24 protein-coding genes and 1 pseudogene are annotated in these 21,134 nt (G+C 37.3%); 10 read left to right on the forward strand and 15 right to left on the reverse strand.

The features are described from left to right. Positions 1–146 precede the first annotated feature (146 nt). Positions 147–407: a DUF433 domain-containing protein gene (locus CUN59_RS11680; protein WP_104388005.1), complete on the reverse strand. Its 261-nt coding sequence runs from the start codon at positions 405–407 to the stop codon at positions 147–149. Positions 408–500: 93 nt separating this feature from the next. Further along, entirely contained in the window at positions 501–818 is a 318-nt protein-coding gene (locus tag CUN59_RS11685) for a hypothetical protein (protein ID WP_104388006.1), read from the reverse strand. Between the two features lie 239 nt (positions 819–1,057). Between CUN59_RS11685 and CUN59_RS11690 the strand changes: the two genes are divergently transcribed. Beyond that, entirely contained in the window at positions 1,058–1,642 is a 585-nt protein-coding gene (locus CUN59_RS11690; protein WP_104388007.1) for a restriction endonuclease subunit S, read from the forward strand. Then, the gene (locus tag CUN59_RS11695; protein ID WP_104388008.1) at positions 1,639–3,135 is read left to right on the forward strand and encodes an N-6 DNA methylase; all 1,497 of its coding nucleotides are present in this window, start codon (positions 1,639–1,641) and stop codon (positions 3,133–3,135) included. Before CUN59_RS11690 ends, CUN59_RS11695 begins: the two co-directional genes overlap by 4 nt. Before the next feature lie 138 nt (positions 3,136–3,273). On the opposite strand, the gene CUN59_RS11700 is transcribed toward CUN59_RS11695, so the two are convergent. The 4 genes and pseudogenes from CUN59_RS11700 to CUN59_RS11715 all read right to left on the reverse strand — a co-directional run bounded on the left by CUN59_RS11700 (position 3,274) and on the right by CUN59_RS11715 (position 5,745). Next, complete coding sequence (locus tag CUN59_RS11700) at positions 3,274–3,975, reverse strand: manganese catalase family protein (RefSeq protein ID WP_104388009.1); 702 nt, start codon at positions 3,973–3,975, stop codon at positions 3,274–3,276. Positions 3,976–4,036: 61 nt separating this feature from the next. After that, positions 4,037–4,309: a GlsB/YeaQ/YmgE family stress response membrane protein gene (locus CUN59_RS11705; RefSeq protein WP_104388010.1), complete on the reverse strand. Its 273-nt coding sequence runs from the start codon at positions 4,307–4,309 to the stop codon at positions 4,037–4,039. Positions 4,310–4,545: 236 nt separating this feature from the next. Further along, positions 4,546–4,755: pseudogene (locus tag CUN59_RS11710) on the reverse strand (oxygen-independent coproporphyrinogen III oxidase); the annotation flags it as partial. 39 nt (positions 4,756–4,794) lie between these two features. After that, on the reverse strand, positions 4,795–5,745 hold the full coding sequence (locus tag CUN59_RS11715) for a metal ABC transporter substrate-binding protein (protein WP_104388011.1): 951 nt from the start codon (positions 5,743–5,745) through the stop codon (positions 4,795–4,797). 89 nt (positions 5,746–5,834) lie between these two features. Here CUN59_RS11715 and CUN59_RS11720 point away from each other — a divergent pair, with 89 nt between their 5' ends. The 6 genes from CUN59_RS11720 (at position 5,835) to CUN59_RS11740 (ending at position 9,945) form a co-directional block, all read left to right on the forward strand. Continuing rightward, positions 5,835–6,662, forward strand: a complete 828-nt coding sequence (locus tag CUN59_RS11720) for a metal ABC transporter ATP-binding protein (RefSeq protein WP_104388012.1) — start codon at positions 5,835–5,837, stop codon at positions 6,660–6,662. Between the two features lie 305 nt (positions 6,663–6,967). Then, positions 6,968–7,810, forward strand: coding sequence for a metal ABC transporter permease (locus CUN59_RS11725; RefSeq protein WP_104388013.1), 843 nt, complete (start codon positions 6,968–6,970; stop codon positions 7,808–7,810). A 72-nt stretch (positions 7,811–7,882) separates the two neighbouring features. Continuing rightward, positions 7,883–8,299: a hypothetical protein gene (locus tag CUN59_RS22435; protein WP_306460514.1), complete on the forward strand. Its 417-nt coding sequence runs from the start codon at positions 7,883–7,885 to the stop codon at positions 8,297–8,299. After that, positions 8,283–8,642 (forward strand): hypothetical protein, encoded by a 360-nt coding sequence (locus CUN59_RS22440; protein ID WP_306460515.1) that lies wholly within the window; start codon positions 8,283–8,285, stop codon positions 8,640–8,642. The genes CUN59_RS22435 and CUN59_RS22440 overlap by 17 nt, the downstream gene beginning before the upstream one ends. A 41-nt stretch (positions 8,643–8,683) precedes the next feature. Next, positions 8,684–9,151, forward strand: a complete 468-nt coding sequence (locus tag CUN59_RS11735) for a hypothetical protein (RefSeq protein ID WP_104388014.1) — start codon at positions 8,684–8,686, stop codon at positions 9,149–9,151. Positions 9,152–9,300: 149 nt separating this feature from the next. Then, positions 9,301–9,945 carry a CHAT domain-containing protein gene (locus CUN59_RS11740; protein ID WP_243406927.1) on the forward strand — a complete coding sequence of 215 codons (645 nt, stop codon included), beginning with the start codon at positions 9,301–9,303 and terminating at the stop codon, positions 9,943–9,945. A 42-nt stretch (positions 9,946–9,987) separates the two neighbouring features. Here CUN59_RS11740 and CUN59_RS11745 read toward each other — a convergent pair whose 3' ends face one another. From CUN59_RS11745 to leuC, 4 genes are all read right to left on the reverse strand, one after another. Beyond that, positions 9,988–11,247: a YcjF family protein gene (locus CUN59_RS11745; protein WP_104388015.1), complete on the reverse strand. Its 1,260-nt coding sequence runs from the start codon at positions 11,245–11,247 to the stop codon at positions 9,988–9,990. Between the two features lie 163 nt (positions 11,248–11,410). Then, positions 11,411–11,878: an EVE domain-containing protein gene (locus CUN59_RS11750; protein ID WP_243406928.1), complete on the reverse strand. Its 468-nt coding sequence runs from the start codon at positions 11,876–11,878 to the stop codon at positions 11,411–11,413. Positions 11,879–12,051: 173 nt separating this feature from the next. Then, a complete protein-coding gene (leuD, locus tag CUN59_RS11755) occupies positions 12,052–12,660 on the reverse strand; it encodes a 3-isopropylmalate dehydratase small subunit (protein ID WP_104388016.1) in 609 nt (202 codons plus the stop codon). Positions 12,661–12,703: 43 nt separating this feature from the next. Further along, positions 12,704–14,107, reverse strand: a complete 1,404-nt coding sequence (gene leuC / locus CUN59_RS11760; protein WP_104388017.1) for a 3-isopropylmalate dehydratase large subunit — start codon at positions 14,105–14,107, stop codon at positions 12,704–12,706. Between the two features lie 109 nt (positions 14,108–14,216). Here leuC and CUN59_RS11765 point away from each other — a divergent pair, with 109 nt between their 5' ends. Beyond that, the gene (locus CUN59_RS11765) at positions 14,217–14,864 is read left to right on the forward strand and encodes an AMIN domain-containing protein (RefSeq protein WP_104388018.1); all 648 of its coding nucleotides are present in this window, start codon (positions 14,217–14,219) and stop codon (positions 14,862–14,864) included. A 161-nt stretch (positions 14,865–15,025) separates the two neighbouring features. Beyond that, positions 15,026–15,754 (forward strand): Bax inhibitor-1/YccA family protein, encoded by a 729-nt coding sequence (locus CUN59_RS11770; RefSeq protein WP_104388019.1) that lies wholly within the window; start codon positions 15,026–15,028, stop codon positions 15,752–15,754. 113 nt (positions 15,755–15,867) lie between these two features. Here the strand turns inward: CUN59_RS11770 and CUN59_RS11775 are convergent, their stop codons facing one another. The 5 genes from CUN59_RS11775 to CUN59_RS11795 form a co-directional block, all read right to left on the reverse strand. Beyond that, positions 15,868–16,413, reverse strand: a complete 546-nt coding sequence (locus tag CUN59_RS11775; RefSeq protein WP_104388020.1) for a DUF3172 domain-containing protein — start codon at positions 16,411–16,413, stop codon at positions 15,868–15,870. A gap of 186 nt (positions 16,414–16,599) precedes the next feature. Beyond that, on the reverse strand, positions 16,600–17,091 hold the full coding sequence (locus tag CUN59_RS11780) for a GNAT family N-acetyltransferase (protein ID WP_104388028.1): 492 nt from the start codon (positions 17,089–17,091) through the stop codon (positions 16,600–16,602). 246 nt (positions 17,092–17,337) lie between these two features. Next, positions 17,338–18,057: a class I SAM-dependent methyltransferase gene (locus tag CUN59_RS11785; RefSeq protein WP_104388021.1), complete on the reverse strand. Its 720-nt coding sequence runs from the start codon at positions 18,055–18,057 to the stop codon at positions 17,338–17,340. A 193-nt stretch (positions 18,058–18,250) separates the two neighbouring features. After that, the gene (locus tag CUN59_RS11790; RefSeq protein WP_104388022.1) at positions 18,251–19,885 is read right to left on the reverse strand and encodes a dipeptide ABC transporter ATP-binding protein; all 1,635 of its coding nucleotides are present in this window, start codon (positions 19,883–19,885) and stop codon (positions 18,251–18,253) included. 313 nt (positions 19,886–20,198) lie between these two features. After that, a complete protein-coding gene (locus CUN59_RS11795) occupies positions 20,199–21,098 on the reverse strand; it encodes a succinate--CoA ligase subunit alpha (protein ID WP_104388023.1) in 900 nt (299 codons plus the stop codon). Positions 21,099–21,134: the final 36 nt, after the last annotated feature.

Here is a 21,134-nt window from a genome sequence, read left to right on the forward strand (position 1 = left end):
AAGCACTGGTTTAACCCTTAAGCCTGTTTAACTTTTAAGTTCTAGAGCAGGGAACTAGCTACGCATTCCCTGGTAGGTCTTTAACTCTTACCTCTAACGTAGTTCGGTTAAGAACTCAGTCTAGTCAACTAGGCTTTTACAAGCCCTCACTTACCCGAAGGGAAGTGATGGGTGGTTGACGCACTTATCAGGGGAACTTCAATTTCTTCAGCCCGCCATGCAGCATAAGCTAGTGCTTCATAGATATCTGCTTCTTCAAGGTAGGGATAGGCTTTGAGGATATCATTGGCACTGTGTCCAGATGCCATTAAGCCAACGATAGTACTAACTGTAACACGCATTCCCCGGATGCAGGGTTTGCCGCCCATTACTTCTGGGTTGCGGGTAATTCTAGTCAGATTTTGCATAGTTGATTAGATTGGGAAACCAGAAATGGCTATGGAATAGCAAGTTATCCTCCATTAGAAGTTTTGGTATTCCATAGCCACAACTATAAGCTTTTATATCTGGGGAATTAGCACTGGCCAAAATTGTTCAATATATACACAAAGTTCTTCATAGCTTTTGCTCTTAAGGTAAGGCAAATTATTAGCTTTTCCCTGACTTTTAGCATATTTTATGATGATAGCAATGAGGCGGTTACAATCCTTTGCATTTGGGTCAAGTTCATTCTTTACCCTAACGTCTGGTTTCTGGTTTTGACTCTGGGGAATCATCACAATTTGGTATTCCACACCGGGCAAGTTTGGCAACTGTAGGCGGATACCTGGTTGAAACTGAGGCTGGCTTGAGTTACTATTGTCTAAGCTAATAGCCATAAAAATTGTTCCTTGATTTATATTGAGGTTCTAGAATCAGTCGGCAAGACCGTTAACGGCTAACCAAGCTACAAAATTCTGAAAATTACAAGAAGACGCTATCTGGAGTACCAGTCCAGGTGGCGTTTTTTTCGTCGTTTTGTATGTTGGCTATATCCTAACAAAACTTCCCAAGGTTGTCAATATAGACATACTTCTTTTAATAAAGTATGATGATACTGTAAATAAAACTAGAATTTATGTCTACTCCTATTGTTCGACTTGAAGATTTAGTACATATATATCAAGGAGTTACTCTCAAACGATATGAAAACGAACTTGGTTCACAAGAACAAATTATTAACTCCCGAAATCTTGAGCAAATATATATAAGTGGTGAATTAAGCAGTTCTCAACTTGATTCTTTTAATCTATTTAAGTATAGATTGCAGACTGATGATGTAGTTATTACAATTCGAGGAACTCCCCTTAAAGCATCAGTAGTAAAAGATGAAGTAAAAGGATGCTTGCCAAATCAAAACTTAGCAATTTTACGGGTAAAGGAAAAAAATCTTAATTCAGTATATTTAGCGGTGTTGATGCGCTCAAAATGGTTAGAAAAAGAACTTAGCACTTTATATAGTCAATCTATCGGAACTCAGTTGTTAAAAATTTCACAGTTGCGAGAGTTGGAAATACCCTTACCTAGTTTAGATAGACAAAACCAATTAGCTCAACTCTTTTTAGCTGCTGAACAATATACTCAAATTACTTTAGATGCGCTGGAAGCACGAAATAATTTAACGCAGTTAATTTTTTCTCAAATCTTAGAAGGAGAGCAATGATAACTTTACAGGAATTGGAGCGAGGACTTTGGATGGCTGCCGATATTCTACGCAGTCATTTTAGTGTCACTGATTATAATAAATATTTATTAAGGCTCTTATTTCTCAAGTATTTATCTGATGTATTTGAGGAAAGTTATAAAGCAATCGAACAGACAATAAATGATCAAGATTTGGAAGGGAATAGATTAAATAACCTCGGTGCATTTGTGCCTGAGTGTTCTCGTTGGACTTACTTGCAGCGTTTTGAGCATAACATTGGTTATGAACTTAATATAGCATCTCAAGAGATTGAAAGAAGCAATCCACATCTCAAGAGAATTTTTACTAGTATTGACTTTGAAAATAAACATAATAATTTTGATTCTGGAGAACATGATCAAGTACTGCGTCAATTAATTAGACATTTATCATATCTCAATCTCCGCTATAGTAACCTTGCTGAATCAGATATATTGGGAAAGGCTTGTGAATTTTTAATTGAAAACTTTGCAGGTGATTCTGGAAAAAGGAGTGGAGATTTCTATACCCCAAATAAAATAGCAGAATTGCTAGTTAATCTATTAGGAGTAGAAAAGGGAATGAAAATTTGTGATCCTGTCTGCGGAGTAGGTGGGTTTCTAGTTACATCTGCCAATTATATAAAACAGGTGGGATTAAATATAGAAGATGTATCTTTCTATGGGCAGGAAAAAGTCTTAGAAACTTGGGTTATTGCCAAAATAAATTTGTTATTACATGGCATCTTTAATATTGACATTCGATTGGGAGATACAATTCGTAATCCTCAATTATTAGAAAATGAAGAGCTAATACTTTTTGATAGAGTATTTGCCAACCCACCATTTAATCTAAAAAACTGGGGAGAACATCTAGATAGTTTTGATATTTATCACCGTTTTAGATATGGCTTACCACCTAAAAGTCATGGAGATTTTGCATTTATTCAGCACATATTATCTACATTAACAACAACAGGTAAAGCCGCAATAATCGTCTCGCATGGTGTATTATTTCGTGGAGGACAAGAAGGTTTAATTCGCAAAAGAATTTTGGAAGAAGACGTAATTGAAGCTGTTATTGGTCTTGCATCAAATTTATTCTATGAGACAGGTATTCCTGCCAGCATTTTAATTTTTAATCGAAATAAACTAGAAGAAAGTAAAAAGAAAGTATTATTTATTGATGCAAGTAGCAAATATCAAAAGATTGGAAATAAAAACTATTTACAATCTGAAGATATTACTGATATTGTTACCAGTTATCAAGCTTTTACAGATCAAGAAGGGTACGCTAAAGTCGCATCTCTTGAAGAGATAGCAAACAATGACTATATCCTTAATATCAATCGCTATGTACTACCTCCCAAAACCGAAAATGACAAAATTGATATTCAGGCAGAAATTATTAAGCTGCGGGAATTAGAAGCTGAACGTGATAAAGCAGAAAGTGATATGAATAGATACCTAAGTGAGTTGGGGGTAAAATTATGAGCCACAATAACCATAACTACCGAGACAAAAATTCACTGCAAAATTGCAGAAACAATAAAATAATTCACAAAAAAACCCAACTAATAAGTTGGGGCATTTCCGACTAAATAATGAAAAATTATTTTTTAAGGTGGTTTTTTATTTAGCACCCATTACCCTTTCTAAAGGGTTAGATATGTATTGAAATGTTGGTTCAGAATTCCAAGGACCACGTTGATCTTTACCATCTCCGTTTGTTGATAAATTATAGTAAAGAGCGACAGTTTCATCGGGTTGGATATTACCAAAAAGAGGTTCAGTTAACTTACCTAACGAATCTAAAGCTTTCATAAACATCTGAGTATGAGCAATTTCTCGCGTTAACAGATGTACTAAAGTTTGTTTAGTTCCTTCATCTGTTGCTAGTTTAATCAATGCTTCATAAGTTTGTCTAGCACCGGCTTCGGCGGCAATATTCGCCCGTAAATCACGGACAACATCACCACCTTCATTCAAATAACTTGCAGTCCAAGTATTTCCCTGACTATCTAAAAAATGAGGGCCAACACCTCGAATGGCAAATAGGGTACTTTTATATGCTTCCGTTTGATCTGTGTTTTTAGTGTGCATTTCAATGAGTTTACCAACCATTTCTAAGTGGCCAAACTCCTCGATAGCAATATCTTGAAGCATATCCTTAATACCAGCATTTTCTACATGAAAAGACTGTACCCAATATTGTAAAGCAGCAGAGAGTTCGCCAGTTGCACCGCCAAATTGTTCTAGAAGCCACTGGGCAAAATGGGGATTTGGTTCATCAACTTTGACGACATGAATTGATTCTTTCTTATGAAAAAACATAATTTTAGTTCCTGCAAACTTCAACTCAAAAAACCAAAATTTATTTCTAATCCTTAGGAAGTTATACCCGACTACTTCTTTGCCATAATCCCCATAAATAAATGGCAATAATTGCACCAATAACTGCTACTATCACCCCAGGAATACTCAAGGATGCAGATGCAAGTTGTAAACTTCCGGTACGGATGAGAGTAAATAAAGTACCACCGATAAAAGCGCCAACAATACCCAATATCATGGTAGATATCATTCCTCCACCTTGATAACCAGGATAGATAGATTTGGCAATTACACCAGCTAATAGTCCTAAAATTATCCAAGTAATAATATTCATTGATTTATTGCCTCGAAAATTAAACTCATGCAATGTCAAATTTATCAAAGCTTAATGTTATTTATTTCTATCTAATGACATAAACTATATAAGTCAAAAGGTATGTAGTTAAATTTTTGAATAAATTCAAACTACATACCAATTCACTACTGCTCGGTTAATAAAATTTAGTTTGGGTTTCCTAGTGTCAACCCAACCTACCATATAACGATTTTTTAGTCTTAACCAAGTAGTATTACATAGCGGGGATTAATTTCAATAGATACTTTTGCATCTGAAGCAATTTGGAAATTACGGGTAATATTTTCCCACAGAAATTCTACTTGATCAAGCTCCAAATAATTTGGTGTACCTCCACCCCAATGAATTTGAAGTACCTTTCTATCACGGTCAATTAAGGCTGAAGTATTTTTGATTTCCTGTTCTAAGTATTCTAGATACGGTATAGGTAATAGGAAATTATTATTTACCAATTACCAATCACCTTATTTTTTACTCTTTAATTGAAACGGGGTGTATTTTCCTCCCAAAGCTTCAACAATAGCGCGGGTATTGGCTACCATCATCTTTATATAAGTATCACCATTACTGCCTTTTGCCCCAATGGAATCAGAATAAAGAGAAGTTGGTGCTAATTTCACCCCTGCTTCTTCGGCGACTGTTTTAATTAAAGCTGGGTTAATTGTCGTTTCAGCAAATATGGCAGGAACACCTATTTTTTTAATTGATTCAACTAATTTTTGCACTGTTTGGGCGCTTGGTTGTTCTTCCGTACTAATGCCAATTAAAGTTCCAGCAATGGCAATTTTATAAGCATTTCCATAATATTGAAAAGCATCATGGGTGGTGATTAATTTTCTTTTATCTGGAGGAATAGTTTGGATTTGTTGACTAATCCAAATATGTAACTGCTGCAATTCATCTACTAGCTTGACGGCATTGTTGGTAAATTTTTCTTTATCCTCTGGTGACAGTTCAATTAAACCGTCTCGAATGGCTTTCACCATAGCTATAACATTTTCTGCACTGCCCCAAACATGAGGATCTGGGACAATTTGCCCTTTACCTTTATCTAATTTTAAAGATTTAACAACTTCCCCCACAGGGATTTTTTTGACTTTCCCTCCAGCAGCATTCATTAACTTAATCAGTCCCGGTTCTAAATTGTAACCGTTATACAAAATCAAGTTAGCTTTTTCCAAAACTCGACTATCTGCGGGTACAGGTTCATACATATGAGGATCTGCACCTGGTTTGAGAATACCCGTAATTTGTACTTCTTCCCCGCCAATTTCTTCAGCTAAATCAGCAATAATGGTACTTGTTGCTACGACCTGGGGCTGAGTATTTGTCTGTGGTTGGGAGTTGGAAGTACAACCCATTACAGACAAAGATAACAACATTCCTAGACAAAGGGAATTAAGTATTAGTTTCATTTATTTCAGTGATTACTTCTAATTATATATATTTTCATATTTCTCTCATTTTTATAGTAAACTCAAAAATAAGTATTTTAATTAAGGTTATGCAAAACGTTTCTTTTTACCAAAAATTTAGCCTATCTCCCAAGAATCAAGTAGATATACCTACACAAGCTACTAAACCCATTGATATGAATTCCTTAACAAGTATTAATATTACTCATGTAGGTGTACATTACCGCACACAAGAAGCATTAAGAGATATTAACTGTATAATTAAGCCAGGAAGAATCACAGGAATTTTTGGACCTAATGGTGCGGGTAAAAGTACATTAATGAAAGCCATTTTGGGATTAGTTCCCATGAGTAGTGGTCAAGTTTTATACAAAAATCAGCCTTTAATGCAGCAACTAGAAAAAGTTGCTTATGTGCCACAACGTAGCCAAATTGACTGGAATTATCCCGCTACCGTGTGGGATGTTGTGATGATGGGACGTGTGAAAAAAACAGGTTGGTTACGTAGTTTCTCCACAGTTAGCCGTCAAATTGCTAAACAAGCATTAGAAAGAGTGGGAATAGGAGAATTAAAAAATCGTCCCATTGGTGAACTTTCAGGAGGACAACAACAACGGGTATTTTTAGCGAGGGCGTTAACTCAGGAAGCGGAAATCTTTTGTTTTGATGAACCTTTTGTTGGGATAGATCAAAAAACCCAAGCTATCATTTTTGAAGTCTTTCAAGAACTAGCAAAAAACAATAAAATCGTCTTAGTCGTTAATCATGATTTAGGGGAATCTATCACCCATTTTGATGATTTAATCTTACTAAACGGTGAATTAATCGCCACAGGTTCACGCCAACAGGTTTTAACAGAAGAAAACTTAAATCGTGCTTATAGTGGCAAAGTTATGTACTTTTCCGAGGCAGCATAATAACGGCTAATACCAAATTACAATGAAGGTGCATAGAATAAAAATTCAAGAATAATTGAACGCAGATAAACACAGATAAACGCGGATGAATTAATAGATTTTATAATTCAATACAGTTCAGTTAAGAATTTTTTCTTCTCTTGTCTCTGTGTCCTCTGTGCCTGGAGTGGTTCATTTTAAAAAAAGATTTTTTGGCTTAACTGAACCGTCGTATTTTATAATTCTGTGCAGCATCACATAAAATTGGTATAATATCTTCCTCTCTTCCTTCGTGTTCTTCGTGCCTTCGTGGTTCATTTTCATCTATGCTTCAATCACTAATAGAACCGTTGCAATATGGCTTTATGCAACGTTCATTAATCATCGCCATATTAGTAGGATTATTGTGTGCCATTGTTGGTAGTTATTTAATGGTACAACGCCTGGCATTGCTGGGTGATGCTATTAGTCATTCAGTATTACCAGGACTAGCGATCGCCTTTATGATCGGTGCTAATATCTTTGTCGGGGCGTTTATAGCCGGGGTTTTGAGTACAATGGCCATAGCCGTAATTAAAACCCGATCTCCCATTAAAGAAGATGCAGCAATGGGGATAGTTTTTTCCGCCTTTTTTGCCCTGGGTGTCACCTTAATTACCGTCATTCAAAAAGATAATAAAATTGACTTGAATCACTTTCTTTTTGGTAATATTTTGGGTGTCACTGGGGACGAAGTAAGAGATACAGCTATTATTTCCGCCATTGTTTTAATAGTGATTTTCCTCTTATATAAAGAACTCTTATTTTACACCTTTGATCCTTTAGGCGCGCAAGCTGCTGGTTTACCAGTTAATCGTTTAAACTTCGGTTTAATGTTGTTAATCGCTTTAACAATTGTTGCCAGTATGAAAGCTGTGGGCGTAATTTTGGTATTATCACTGTTAATCACTCCAGGGGCAACTGCTTATTTATTGGTGAAGCGTTTACATGAAGTGATGATTTTAGGGGCGGTAATTGGGGTAATTTCTAGTATTAGCGGAATGTATCTCAGCTACTTTTATAATTTACCATCTGGACCAGCGATTGTGTTAGTAGTTTCGGGTTTATTTACCTTGGCTTTGTTGTTTAGTCCTCGACATGGGATTTTGATATCTAGGAGGATGTTTTGAAGTGATTTTATAAATCAGATAGTTAATATATCTTTAGAGAGTATCGAATTTTTGCAGGGAAGGATTTTTTATTTGACAAAGGTATTAAATACTGTTAAAATACATAAAGTAAAATTATTTTTCAGGTGTATATTTTCGCGCCCACAAGAGATTAAGGAAAAACTCAAATCATTAATTGAGGAAGCATCAACCATAGATCCCCGTTTAGCAATTAGGTTAAATCAGATTAATCGCTGGATTAAAGATGTGAAACCTGGTTCTTTGACTGCTAAAAAGTTTGTCCTCTTTTTTCTGCAACAGATAATTATTGATGCTAGAACTTACTTAGACATCAAAAGTTTAAGCGATGAAGATAAACGACAGCAGTATTATCAGGAAATGAACCCTTGTCAGAGATATTGGTATAGTTATCTTTTTCCTAAATGGTTGGAAGAAAAAGATCCTGATTTTGAAACATGGAAAAAAAAAATTAATGGCTGGAGAGTTTGAACAAAGTGATACTCAAGTTTTAACAGCAGTAGCTAAAGAAATTAAGCAGCGTGGGCAGGATTTATGGCAATCTTATATTGCTGATGTAGCTATGGCAACTGATATAATTGTTAGTAATGAATTACAACACCCTTTATGTGTTCAACTTACCAGCTTATCTGATGTCAATTCTCAAAGTAAATTTACTAAATGGGAAAATAAACTGATATATTGGGGAATAGAAAGAGGGTTATTTTTAAGTTATAATCCTGGTATAGATGGATTTATTAAGCAAATAGTTAATGTTTCATTAGAAAATAGTGATAATTTGCCAATAGGAGTGTACTTAAAATTTAATTTATAGTTTTTTACTAGCATTTTAAAGTTTTAGGAGAAAGCGTCATCATGGTAAAAGAAATACAAAGTAAAAAAACAGATAAATTTACACAATACCTAGAACATTTAGAAGCAGGTAGAAAGTTACAGGAAGATTGGATAAATCATGGTATTGATTGTGTGGATTTATACTTTGAAGATATAGATAGTGATTGGTTGGAAACTTGGGGGGATGATAACGATGAACCGGGTTATATTGAGAAAATTACTACTTTCTTAGAAAGTGATGATGTGGTTGCAGTGAAGGTGAGGGAACGTTTACAGGATAAGTCTCTTGATGAAATTATTGATGCTTTAGAATATTGTTTGAGTCAATTAACGGAGAAGGATCGGATTTTTGCAGCTAAGGATTTTTTAGTTGGTGATGTTGTGGTTTCTGGAAGTAGTCGCGCTTCTGGTAATAGTGATATTGATGAGGTTGAGTTGTTGGAGTTAGCGGAAGATTTAATGGAGAGGTTGACGGAGATTTTGGGGTAGTTGAAAATGTTTTTAGTTGACACTATCGCACTATTATAGGTTGAATTGAATGAATAATTATAATAAAAATTTAGCTACTCTTTTACACATTTTACATTTTACAACAATTTGAGGATAGTAACCATAACTTGCAGTTAACGAGAAATATTTTGCAAGAAAATCTACAAATTTTAGATGATGATTTTCTACCTCAAGAATTTTATAATTGGGTTATGAATAAATTATCTATATCAACACCCATAGAATCACTAGTTATAGCCGTAACTCTTAACTCTTTTAGTATTCTAATTCAGCATTTTCCGTTAGGTAACATATCTAATCTTGTAGATGTGTTTCTTTCTTGTTGCGAAACTAATTTGGATAACCCAGATATAACTGATAATTTATTGACACTTTCTACAGGGTTTTTATATGCTGGTGCGATAAGTGTAATTAGTTCTTTATGGAAGGTTGATGATTTAGCAACTGCGCTATTTTCTATTTTTTACTATCAACAAAGACAAGAGGGTAAAAATCGTCCAGAAGCACTAAAAGCAGCACAAATTAAACTGCGGGAATTAAGAAAAGCAGATTTAGAAGAAATATCCCAAGCAGCAGAAAACCAGCGTCAAAAAGCTAGAAATCAGAAAAAACAATATCCGCTTAATTCAGAAGAGTATTTAGAGTGCGATCGCCAATATAAAAAATATGCAAAAATATCAATAGCAATTGATAAAATCCAAAAATCAAAAGGTGAATTTCCCTTTGCAAATCCCCGTTATTGGTCTGCATTTATTGCTCAGGGTTTAGGGTAAAATAATGAGGAAACTAAGATCGGAAAAGAAAAGCTGCAATTATCAAATATTACTCTTAAACCGTTCCTTTGCCCCTGTAAAAGCTTCTTGCATCACTGCTTGAATTTTTTGAGGATCGGGTTTTTTCCCACCCATTAAATCGCCGAAATAGACACAAGCAGCTTCACCTAAAGCCCATGTATAAGCCCCTGCCCAAGATGCGGCAATGACACTACCAAAACCAGGAATAAATTTAATTAACTCCCGTGCTACCGCTTGGGCGACAAAACCACCGGCGATCGCGCTGACAATACCTCCAGCTTGAGATGGTGTTACAGTTTGTCCATATAATTTACCTAATAATCCCACCATTGATACTTGCAATGCTGTTAAAACAGGCATAGTAGCAAAAGGTAAAGGAACTGCGGCTAAAGTAGCGGCCATGATAGAAAAAGGTAAAATATAACGTCTACCAGCATCCCGATAAATATTACCTAATTTCTCTCCTGCTTGTTTATCTAATAGTTGATAAATCGTTTTTGATTCTGCTTCTGGTAAGAGTTGGGCTAAATTATCGCGCAGGGCTTCTAAACCGTAAAATACAGGACTATAACCATCTTCTTCTAAAGTAAAATCAATTAAAACTGCACTATTATATAAACCCGCAAAATTATTCTGAATAGCGATAAATGCCCGATCTAATTCTGTCACATCTGGAGGATATTCAGGATGATTAATCATTTCTGGAGGATAAACTTCATGTACACAAGTTACCACCAATAAACAAGGAATATTTGGATATTGGTGACGTAATTTTTGAGCAATTTGTCGTAAAGTATCAGTGGCAAAATCATTAATTTTGACAGTGAGAATTAAAACCCTCGCTTTATTTGTTTCCTGTTGTAATTCACTGATTAATTCCTGAATAATAACTTCAGTATCTTGACTAACATCTCCTAAACCGACTGTATCTGTAAAAATCAGCAATGGTAAATCATTAGCAGGATAGGCGTAACGTTCCGTATGTTGGGTATGAGGACGAAAACCCTGGCCAATAATTTCCGCAGACACCCCAGTCAAACCCCTGACAATAGAACTTTTACCCGCTTGGGGTTTTCCTAATAACAAAGCTTCTGTAGTTGGTAACTGTGCGCGAATAGTTTCGAGAATTTCCGCAACTTGAGTATCACTAACACTAAACCATTGTCCTACAGTTTGTGTTACTTGTTCTAATGGCAAAATTTGGGTTAATTTATCGGTAGCTTGATTAAAAACTCCAGTTATCTTTTTTTTCCAGGAATTATTATTATCTTGTTCAGTCATAAACTGCAATCCCTACAATTTGATAGAGAATATTATTAGGAACTATATGTATAATAACGTTGATTTTATCGAAACGCTCCAAGCGCAGAGAACACAGAGGTAAAAACCCAATATTTTCTAGATGCTATTAGGTTGCACTTTGTTTAACCTAACCTACATTTTTCTAAATATTTCTTCCCATTTCTAAAATCCTACTTCCGACTGATTCTATTACAGGAGTTACTGATAAACGATTACCTTTTTTTACTACTAATAATTCATCACCGCTAAACTTTGCTTTCAGTGTTGATAGGGAAAGAGGATTAGTAAATACTTCTACAAATTCGACTCTTACAGTTTGCCAACGGGGAGATTTAGGAGTAGATTTATCATCATAGTATCTACTATTAATATCAAATTGTGTAGGGTCGGTAATACCTGATTCCACAATTCGCATTAAGCCAAAAATACCCGGAGGTTCAGTATTAGAATGATAGAAAAAAGCTAAATCTCCTACTTGCATTTGTCGTAAAAAATTCCGTGCCTGATAATTACGCACACCATCCCAAATAGTCTCACCTTGCTGTTGTAAGTCAGTAATACTATAAACTGATGGTTCTGACTTCATTAACCAATAATTAATTGTATTCATCTAATACCATTTCTTTGTAAAGGATTATGTGCATCTTCATAGAAAATTGGTATAAATATTAATCCCCTAATTACCCAAACCTAACCTCTTCTCTCTGTGTTCTCTGTGTTCTCTGTGTTCTCTGTGGTTCGATAAATGCAAAATATAGCAAACCACAGACAGATACACAAAAACTAACTTGCGGCTAAATTACCCCAAGCAATGTAAGGTAATTTTGCGGCTGTTGCTTTTACCTGTGGTGCATTTGCTACTAACTGTCCGCAAGCGTCCCAAGTTCCAGACACAAAGGCAGTTCTTGTCCCTTCACTCATGACAACTGATACAGTGAAATCACCAATTTGTACTTGCAATTTTTCCAAAGTTATGGTGATGACTTCTTGGGGGTTAGTAATGACTAATTCTTGCAGTTGCTTAACTATTTCACTAGGCGCAGTTACGCATGGTATTCCCATAGCAACGCAGTTACCAAAGAAGATTTCCGCGAAGCTTTCACCAATGAGGGCTTTAATTCCCCATTTAGCTAATGCCTGGGGTGCGTGTTCCCGTGATGAACCACAGCCAAAGTTGCGGTTAGCTATGAGGATTTTCGCGCCTTGGTAATGGATTTGATCAAATGGGTGTTCACCGTTTAAGGCTTTTCTATCATCAATAAACACTGCTTCTCCTAAGCCATCAAAGGTGACAGCTTTTAAGTAGCGGGCGGGGATAATTCGGTCTGTGTCTATGTCGTTACCGATGAGGGGAACGGCATTACCGGATATTTGTTTTACTTCACTGACCATTGGTAATTGGTAATTGGTAATTGAAAAAACTCTTTTCTGTCACCTAGAGTAGTTCGCGCACGTCGGCGACTTCGCCTTTGATGGCTGCTGTGGCTACCATGGCGGGACTCATGAGTAAGGTACGACCGGAGGATGATCCTTGTCTACCTTTGAAGTTACGGTTGGAGGAGGAGGCGCTAATTTGTCTGCCCTGGAGTTTGTCGGGGTTCATGGCTAAACACATGGAACACCCTGGTTCACGCCATTCAAAGCCGGCAGCAATGAAGATTTGATCTAGTCCTTCGGCTTCGGCTTCTTTTTTGACTCTTTCTGAACCGGGAACAACAAAGGCTTTTACTCCTGCTGCAACTTGGCGACCTTGGGCGATTTTGGCGGCTTCTCTCAGGTCGCTGATGCGTCCGTTGGTGCAGCTACCAATGAAGCAGACATCAATTTTTGTGCCTTGGATGGGTTGACCGGGATATAAGTCCATGTAGCGATAGGCTTCCTCGGCGATGAAGCGGTCTTCTTCTAGGAGTTCGGCGGCTGTGGGGACTTTTTCATCCACCCCAATTCCTTGACCTGGTGTAATTCCCCATGTAATTGTGGGAGGAATATCTTCGGCATTAAAGATTACTACATCATCATATTCAGCATCAGCATGACTACTGAGGGAGTCCCACCATGTAACTGCTTTTTCCCAGTCTGCATCTTTGGGGGCAAAGTCTCTATTTTTCAGGTAGTCGTAAGTGATTTGATCGGGGTTGATGTATCCGCATCGCGCCCCCCCTTCTATGGCCATGTTACAAACGGTCATCCGTTCTTCCATGTTCATTTGGGTAAAGGTTGTACCAGCAAATTCGTAAGCGTAGCCTACGCCACCTTTTACGCCTAGTGTACGGATGATGTGTAATATTACGTCTTTGGCATAAACTCCGGGTTTTAAGTTGCCGTTAACTTCGATTTTGCGGACTTTAAGTTTAGATAATGCTAGGGTTTGGGAGGCAAGAACATCTCTAACTTGGCTTGTACCAATACCAAAAGCGATCGCTCCAAATGCACCATGACTCGATGTATGGCTATCTCCACAAGCGATGGTCATTCCCGGTTGCGTTAGTCCCAATTCGGGGGCGATGACGTGAACTATACCTTGATTTCCTGAACCAATATTGTAAAAAGTTATGTCATTTTCTTGACAACTTTTTTCTAATGCCTGAATCATTTCCTCAGCCATGCTATCCACAAAGGGACGGGCTTGGTTTTCTGTAGGAACGATATGATCAACTGTGGCTATAGTCCGTTGTGGAAATAATACTTTTAAATCCCTCTCCTTGAGCATAGCAAAGGCTTGGGGACTCGTAACTTCATGAATAAGATGTAGTCCAATAAATAGTTGTGTTAATCCTGATGGTAATGTCCCAACGGTGTGTAAGTCCCAAACTTTGTCAAATAAAGTACCCTTGCTCATACGTTAATCTATGTTAAAGGAGTCGGACTCTCGATCATATCAGAGAATGATACTCTGTGGACAAGAAGGAAAAAAGTATTGATCTATTAGTTTTTGCCAATTTTTAATCATGAAAACTAGAACTTATCAAATGCTGGCATCTATCGGCGTTAGTTTTATCACCTTTACTCCTCATATCAGTCTTGCCCAACCAATGGCACAACTTGATAATTGGCAATTTAACCCCAAAACCCAGCAATTAGAAATTAATCTCTCAGCGATCGCCAAACCTGAATATTTTTACCTTCCTCAACCACCACGGCTGGTTCTCGATTTACCTAACACCAAATTAGGTAAAGTTCTCACCCAACAAGAATATGCCGGTGTAGTTCAAAAAATCCGCATTTCCCAATTTAACGCCAATATTACCCGCATAGTTCTTGATCTCTTACCAGGTACTCAAATCCAACCCCAGCAAATACAACTGCAACCCATCTCTCGCCAAAACCCCACACGCTGGGTATTCAAACCTCATATTTCCCCAACTACCGCCAGTCAACTACTCATACCGATTAATACCCTCCCACCGTCCATCAATTTGATTAATAACACCGATCAACCACTGATCACTGTTCCACCTCTCAATAATCAAAACCCCGCCCTCACTCAAAATTCACCCCTTCCCCCCGCCATGCTAACCACACCTCCAAACAAAAGCACAAATCTCCCCAACATTCCCATTATTGAATTTGGTCAACCCCTACCCATGCAAAAATGAGGAAGGCCGAGGGGCTGAAGGTAGAAAGTAGAAGGCCGTTTTTGTTATGGGGAATTTATACGCATATCAAGCTTCCCCTTACCTCTTACTCCCCTGATCCTCTGCCTCCTTCCCTATGTCAATAGATTATGATAGGTATTGAAATAGACTTGATATGAAATATGAGTAATACCAGTAATTTTCGTCAAGCTTTCCGGGAAGCGAGAAATAATGAACTCCTCGGACCCAATGTTATCGCTAAAGCCCTGCCTTATGTCGGTGGTGGACTTGTCTTAACAGCATTGGGAACTTATGGTGGTTTGGGAATTATCCGCAACAGCCCCGGCTTATTTTTTCCCACCTTTTTGGGTGCGATCGTTCTCGAATTAATTTTGTTTTTCGTGGCTCAAAATGTCGCCTCTAACGGTAACAAAGCCGTAGCCTTGCCTTTATTGGGTATTTACAGCTTATTATCTGGATATACCCTCAGTGGCTTGGTATTTGTCGCTTTGAGAACCCCAGGAGTTGGGATTCAAGGTATTGGTATTGCTGCCATTAGTTGTGGCATTACCTTCATTGCTGCTCGCAAAATTGGTTCTAACCTTTCCGAAGCAGATGGCATGGCCTTAACAAAAACCTTGAGCTTAGGACTGATAGCTTTATTGGTTGTTTGTCTAGTACAATTTGTTTTTGCTTTGTTTGGTGTTTATACGCCCACTTGGTTAGAAATCGGTATCTCTGGTCTAGGTGTATTTCTCTTTATTGGAGCATCAGTAGTTGATTTTTACATCTTGCCCCGAACTTATCAGGATAATGAGTATCTACCAGCAGCATTATCCATGTATCTCACCTACATCAACCTATTTATCTTTATCCTGCGGTTGCTCATTGCCCTCAATGGCCGTGATTAGGGAATAGACAGGAGGTAAGAAATAATAGGGAATAGGGAATAGGGAATAGGGAATAGGGAATAGGGAATAGGGAATAGGGAATTTTCTCTATTCCCTGTCAATCGGCAACCACATTAAAATCTTTCCGTATCTTGGGGAGTTCCCACCGCCCCAGGTTGAGATAAGAAGAAGTTTTGAGCCGATTCATTTTGATAAATACATCTAATATCTGGCTTTTCACTGTTTAAATCACCGGTGAAGCCAAAGGTATTCAGGCGGTTTTTACATTCCCGTACCTGATCTGATGTGACAAGTTTTTTATTTTCTAAAATTGCCCAGTTATTTTGGCGAATTACACAGCCAGGGCGGATATTAGGCTGGGCGACATAAACATTAAAAGGGTTAAGAGTTACAAACAGTCTGGCATCCATTACCATGGCGCTCGCTCCATACTGGACGCAAATTTCAGGATTTGGCGCTCTGGTGTCAATGAACTCACGGGAAGCTACGTTTGATGAACTTAATGTGGTAGTTGAACTAAAGGCAATACCAATTCCAATTCCCAAAATCAATACTCCTCCTAAAAGGGCAATGGTGGCGAAGTTAAAGATCGGAGATTGGAAAATAGAGGGTTTGGGGTTATTAGTTGGTCTGGTAGTATTATAAGATTTACGTCTCATTTTCGCTTTGTTACCTTCACGCCAAATCGGGAGGGATTGATTTTTTAATTTTTCCCTTATTTAGTTTAGTATATTGTCTCATGAGTCGAATGGACATATCCGACAATTATCGTAGGTTTCACGTTATGCATATTTAATTACCGGAAATGTCTAACGAGTGTATTTTATTAGTGTATTAGCGAATCCCTAAATTACACGCAAACCTAAAATCATTAAATCTCTTTCTACTCCGTCCAAATCTCCAATTTTTGGTAAATTTCCCCAAGTTTGAAACCCAAAACAGGTAAATAACTTTAAACTCGGTTGATTATGAGCAAAAATAAAACCAACTAAAGTCTTTAAACCCAATTTGGGACTTTCCTGAATTGCTTTTGCTAAAAGCTGTTTGCCTAAACCACGTCCTTGAAAATCAGGGGAAATATAAATACTAATTTCTGCTGTGGAATGGTAAGCAGGTCTACCATAAAATGATTGAAAACTCAACCATCCAGCAATTACCCCATTTGTTTCTATCACCCATAGGGGACGCTGGGAGGGTACTCGTCCTCTAAACCATGCTAAACGACTTTCCACGGATACAGGTTCTAAATCGGCTGTAGCCATGCGGCTAGGTACAGCAGCATTGTAAATGGCCACAATGGTGGGTAAGTCAGTTTCTATGGCATGGCGGATATTCATTGGGGGTTTCTGGCCAAAATTCCTGGTAAAATCTTTAAAAATCATACACTGCCGCCGCAAAATTTATGCGCATTTTTAATAAAGATCGATTTATTATCAAACGGTTTACGTAACTATAGGACTCCTATTTGATTTTTGAACAAGCTGTAAGCCCTAAAACCTATATCATCAATGATTGAGTCTCAGTCAGTATATTGAGCAAGATTCAAGTAGGATTCCTATAGCAACTTACGTTAGTATTTTTTATCAAAACCGTACTTTATATAATTCAAATAATTCTCCTAACTGCTTTTTGACTATTTTAGCACCCCCAGCTTTGATGGTTTTTTCCCAAGCTGATGGGCTTTCTAGAAATACTTCTGCACCTAAATAGGTTTCTAAAACTGCCCAATCTTCTACTAAAAGTTGTTGGGAGTTAAGAATATCAAATACAAAATGTCCACCTGGTTTTAATACTCGTTTGACTTCGCCTAAAACAGATTGCCAATATTCTAGGGGGAAATAGCAACTAAATCCTGTAGCTATAACTAAATCAAACTGTTCTGAAGGATAATTCAAATGATGTGCTGCGCCTAATTCTACACCTTTAAATAATTTTGAATTTAATTGTGAACCACGAGAATTTAAAGTATCTTTAGCTATATTACTAATTTCTTGACCATAAAAAAATGCTTGCCAATCTCGCCAAGGATAGATCAAAAAGCTGACTCCACAACCAATATCTAAACAATGCTGGTTTTTTTGCAGTGGGGCAATTTCCCAAAAGGGTGAAACTATTCTCTGACTTAAACTACCATTTTTCCATTCTTTATATATTGGCATTTCTTGAATTTCATCAGGTAATTCAAATTTCTGATTTTCATATTGGCGATTAAAGCGATATGCTACTTGTGCTATTCTTTCTTGCCATTTATCTGCGGAATAGGTCTTATTTTTATAAGGGTTGACGGGTTGATTTTTAGACATTAATATATTTGATACAAGATAGTTCTTCCTTATCGTCTTCATGATAACAGATTTTAAATCTGTTGTCAACCACTTCATGCTCTTTTTTCGCGCTTTTTTCTAGAAGTATTTTGGGGATGATAGGGAAGCACTTTTTTAGTTCAGAGTAATACAGGGGTTTAGCATTGGTAAACCCCTACAATTACAACTCATATTAAACTTTTGCTAATAATGGTGCTGCGGCTAAAAGGGTTTGGGTGTAGGGATGTTGGGGATGGGCAAAAATTTGTTTAGTTTGTCCTAATTCAACTATTTTACCGCCATTCATGACGGCGATGCGATCGCACAAAAATCTTGCTAGCCATAAATCATGGGTAATGAATAAATAGGTTAATTCAAATTCATCTTTTAGTTGCAACATTAAATCTAAAACTTGTGATTGCACACTTGCATCTAACATACTTACAGGTTCATCACATATTATTAATTTAGGACGAGTAATTAAAGCCCGTGCGATAGCAACCCGTTGTTGTTGTCCTCCTGATAAGTCTGAGGGATAACGGTGATAATATATTTCTGCCGGTGTTAATCCCACTTTTTCTAACATCCATAAAACCTGTTCTTCCGCTTTTTCTCTATTAGCTAAGTTGTGAATTAATAAGGGATCACCTATACTTTCTCCGACGGTCATGGCAGGATTTAAACAAGCATGGGGATCTTGAAATATCATTTGGATTTGTCTACGAGAAGAACGGATTTGTTGCCGGGATAAACTGGTTAATTCCTGTCCTAAAAATTCGACTTTTCCCGATGTGGGACTAATTAATTGTAAGATGGTTCTCGAAAGTGTGCTTTTACCACAACCAGACTCTCCCACTAATCCTAATATTTCACCTGGATATAATTCTAAATTAATCCCATCTACAGCTTTAATTGTTTGTCCTTCACCTTTAAATAGCCGTTCAATAAAATTCGGTTCTATGGTATAATATTGCCTGAGTTCGGTAATTTTTAAAATCGGATTTTCTTGACTTACTATTTCCTGTTCTTCCTTTTCCTGTTGAATATGTAAAGCTGCTTTTAATAAAGATTGGGTATATTCATGTTGGGGATGTGCAAATACTGTTTCGGTTTGACCCATTTCTACCATTTTGCCTTGATACATCACACCAATGCGATCGCAATATTCCGCTACAATTGCCAAATCATGGGAAATTAATAATAATCCCATATTATCCTCTGCACACAATCGCGTTAATTCTTGTAAAATTTGAGCAGAAACGGTAACATCTAAGCTAGTCGTAGGTTCATCGGCAACAATTAATTTAGGATTCAGCAGTAAAGCCAGCGCAATAGCAACCCGTTGACGCATTCCTCCGCTAAACTCATGGGGATATTGACTCCAGCGACTTGCAGGAATTTTCACCTTTGCTAAAGTTCCTAAAGCTTTTTCCTTTGCTTGCTGTTTCGATAATTCCGGTGAATGCGCTGCTAAGGTTTCTAAACAATGATCCCCAATTGTCATTAATGGATCTAATCGTGTCATAGGGTCTTGAAAAATCAAAGCTACTACTTCACCACGAAATTTTCGCATCTCAAATGCAGTTAAATCTAATACTGAATCTCCCTGGAAAATTACTTTACCTTCTACACAACTAGAGGCAGGTAACAAACGCATAATCGCCCGTCCAATGGTAGATTTACCACAACCAGACTCTCCCACCAAGCCCATTTTTTCTCCTGGTTGGAGTGTAAAAGATACATTATCAACCGCCCAAGTTATTGTTTCTTCATTGCGTTGGGGATAAGCTACGCGAAGATTTTCTACACTAAATAAGCTTTCACTCATAGTTAATTATATAAAACATAAATTTAGGATAGTTTAACAGAAGATCCCGGACATTTATTTTGATCGGAGCTACTGCCCTTTGTTATTAATTAGACATCTGGTGGTAATTAAATGTGCATAACCACCAAACCCTTGTAGAGACAATTCATGAATTGTCCCTAGGATAATTTTCATCCAGATGTCTATTAATCATCACCTCATCCTGTCCGTTTATTTTGATTTTTCGGTTTTGCTGCGATCGCATAAGTTAGAAGGTAAGAGGTAGGTATACACAGAGAAAGAATTTTATCAATGTCCTCTTGCCTCCTCTTACCTATCTAGTCACACTTTCTGGAATGAGGATATTGTTTAGCAATTGGGGAATTTGAGATGGACTATCAGCGACAGGAATTTTTGCGGACTCAAAAGCCGCTAATTTACTTTCTGCTGTGCCAAAATTACCTGAACGTCCGATAACAGTTGCTAAAGTGCCTGTTTGTTGCCAAGTTTGCACTGTTGGTACGTGTATACCGGCAATATAGGCAATTACAGGTTTATCAATGGCTTCAGTAATGTATTTTGCTGCTACTTCTTCACTTTCTCCACCAGGTTGGCCAATTAAAACTATTGCTTCTGTGGTCTCATCTTCATCGAGAATTTGCAGCCATTGCAGGAATGAAGAACCAACAATAGCATCACTACCAATACTAACACTTATTGACTGTCCTAAACCCATTTTTGTCAGTTCCCAAGCTACCTCATAAGTGAGGGTACTACTACGGCTGACAATGCCTACAGAACCAGGTATATAAAATTCACTGGGTTGAGTGCCAAGGAGAATTTTACCAGGGACGATAATTCCGGGACTATTGGGGCCAATAATTAAAGTTTCACAAGTTTCTGTTTTGCGAAGTAGCTGCACCATATCCAATGGTGGTACACCTGCACTAATAATAATAATTTGTGGGATATTGGCGGCGATCGCTTCTAAAGCTGCATCCAAAACTTGATAAGGTTGAACACAAATAATGGTTGTATCAATTTGTCCAAATTTAGCCACAACCTCCTCGACTAAATTAAATACTGGTAGATTATATATGGTTTGTCCACCAAATCCAGGATTAACACCTGCTACTAAATTCGTCCCATAGGCTTGCATTTGTGCAATATGAGTTGCTGATATAAATTCAAAAAACCCCTGGATTAAAACCTTACTTTCTGGCATTAAGTTCATAACAAATACGAAAATAATAGAATATTTTTAATGGGT

It is taken from the genome of Cuspidothrix issatschenkoi CHARLIE-1, from assembly GCF_002934005.1.
GTDB classification, from domain to species: domain Bacteria; phylum Cyanobacteriota; class Cyanobacteriia; order Cyanobacteriales; family Nostocaceae; genus Cuspidothrix; species Cuspidothrix issatschenkoi.

Bases quoted from the DNA above. Each gene is read 5' to 3' on its own strand.
- CUN59_RS11705 (WP_104388010.1), bottom strand. From the start codon at position 4,309: ATGAATATTATTACTTGGATAATTTTAGGACTATTAGCTGGTGTAATT.
- leuC (WP_104388017.1), bottom strand. From the start codon at position 14,107: ATGAGCAAGGGTACTTTATTTGACAAAGTTTGGGACTTACACACCGTT.
- CUN59_RS11680 (WP_104388005.1), bottom strand. From the start codon at position 407: ATGCAAAATCTGACTAGAATTACCCGCAACCCAGAAGTAATGGGCGGC.
- CUN59_RS11765 (WP_104388018.1), top strand. From the start codon at position 14,217: ATGAAAACTAGAACTTATCAAATGCTGGCATCTATCGGCGTTAGTTTT.
- CUN59_RS11720 (WP_104388012.1), top strand. From the start codon at position 5,835: ATGCAAAACGTTTCTTTTTACCAAAAATTTAGCCTATCTCCCAAGAAT.
- CUN59_RS11735 (WP_104388014.1), top strand. From the start codon at position 8,684: ATGGTAAAAGAAATACAAAGTAAAAAAACAGATAAATTTACACAATAC.
- CUN59_RS11750 (WP_243406928.1), bottom strand. From the start codon at position 11,878: ATGAATACAATTAATTATTGGTTAATGAAGTCAGAACCATCAGTTTAT.
- CUN59_RS11775 (WP_104388020.1), bottom strand. From the start codon at position 16,413: ATGAGACGTAAATCTTATAATACTACCAGACCAACTAATAACCCCAAA.
- CUN59_RS11790 (WP_104388022.1), bottom strand. From the start codon at position 19,885: ATGAGTGAAAGCTTATTTAGTGTAGAAAATCTTCGCGTAGCTTATCCC.
- CUN59_RS11685 (WP_104388006.1), bottom strand. From the start codon at position 818: ATGGCTATTAGCTTAGACAATAGTAACTCAAGCCAGCCTCAGTTTCAA.
- CUN59_RS11785 (WP_104388021.1), bottom strand. From the start codon at position 18,057: ATGTCTAAAAATCAACCCGTCAACCCTTATAAAAATAAGACCTATTCC.
- CUN59_RS11690 (WP_104388007.1), top strand. From the start codon at position 1,058: ATGTCTACTCCTATTGTTCGACTTGAAGATTTAGTACATATATATCAA.
- leuD (WP_104388016.1), bottom strand. From the start codon at position 12,660: ATGGTCAGTGAAGTAAAACAAATATCCGGTAATGCCGTTCCCCTCATC.
- CUN59_RS11780 (WP_104388028.1), bottom strand. From the start codon at position 17,091: ATGAATATCCGCCATGCCATAGAAACTGACTTACCCACCATTGTGGCC.
- CUN59_RS11745 (WP_104388015.1), bottom strand. From the start codon at position 11,247: ATGACTGAACAAGATAATAATAATTCCTGGAAAAAAAAGATAACTGGA.
- CUN59_RS11770 (WP_104388019.1), top strand. From the start codon at position 15,026: ATGAGTAATACCAGTAATTTTCGTCAAGCTTTCCGGGAAGCGAGAAAT.
- CUN59_RS11695 (WP_104388008.1), top strand. From the start codon at position 1,639: ATGATAACTTTACAGGAATTGGAGCGAGGACTTTGGATGGCTGCCGAT.
- CUN59_RS11795 (WP_104388023.1), bottom strand. From the start codon at position 21,098: ATGAACTTAATGCCAGAAAGTAAGGTTTTAATCCAGGGGTTTTTTGAA.
- CUN59_RS11725 (WP_104388013.1), top strand. From the start codon at position 6,968: ATGCTTCAATCACTAATAGAACCGTTGCAATATGGCTTTATGCAACGT.
- CUN59_RS22440 (WP_306460515.1), top strand. From the start codon at position 8,283: ATGGCTGGAGAGTTTGAACAAAGTGATACTCAAGTTTTAACAGCAGTA.
- CUN59_RS11700 (WP_104388009.1), bottom strand. From the start codon at position 3,975: ATGTTTTTTCATAAGAAAGAATCAATTCATGTCGTCAAAGTTGATGAA.
- CUN59_RS11715 (WP_104388011.1), bottom strand. From the start codon at position 5,745: ATGAAACTAATACTTAATTCCCTTTGTCTAGGAATGTTGTTATCTTTG.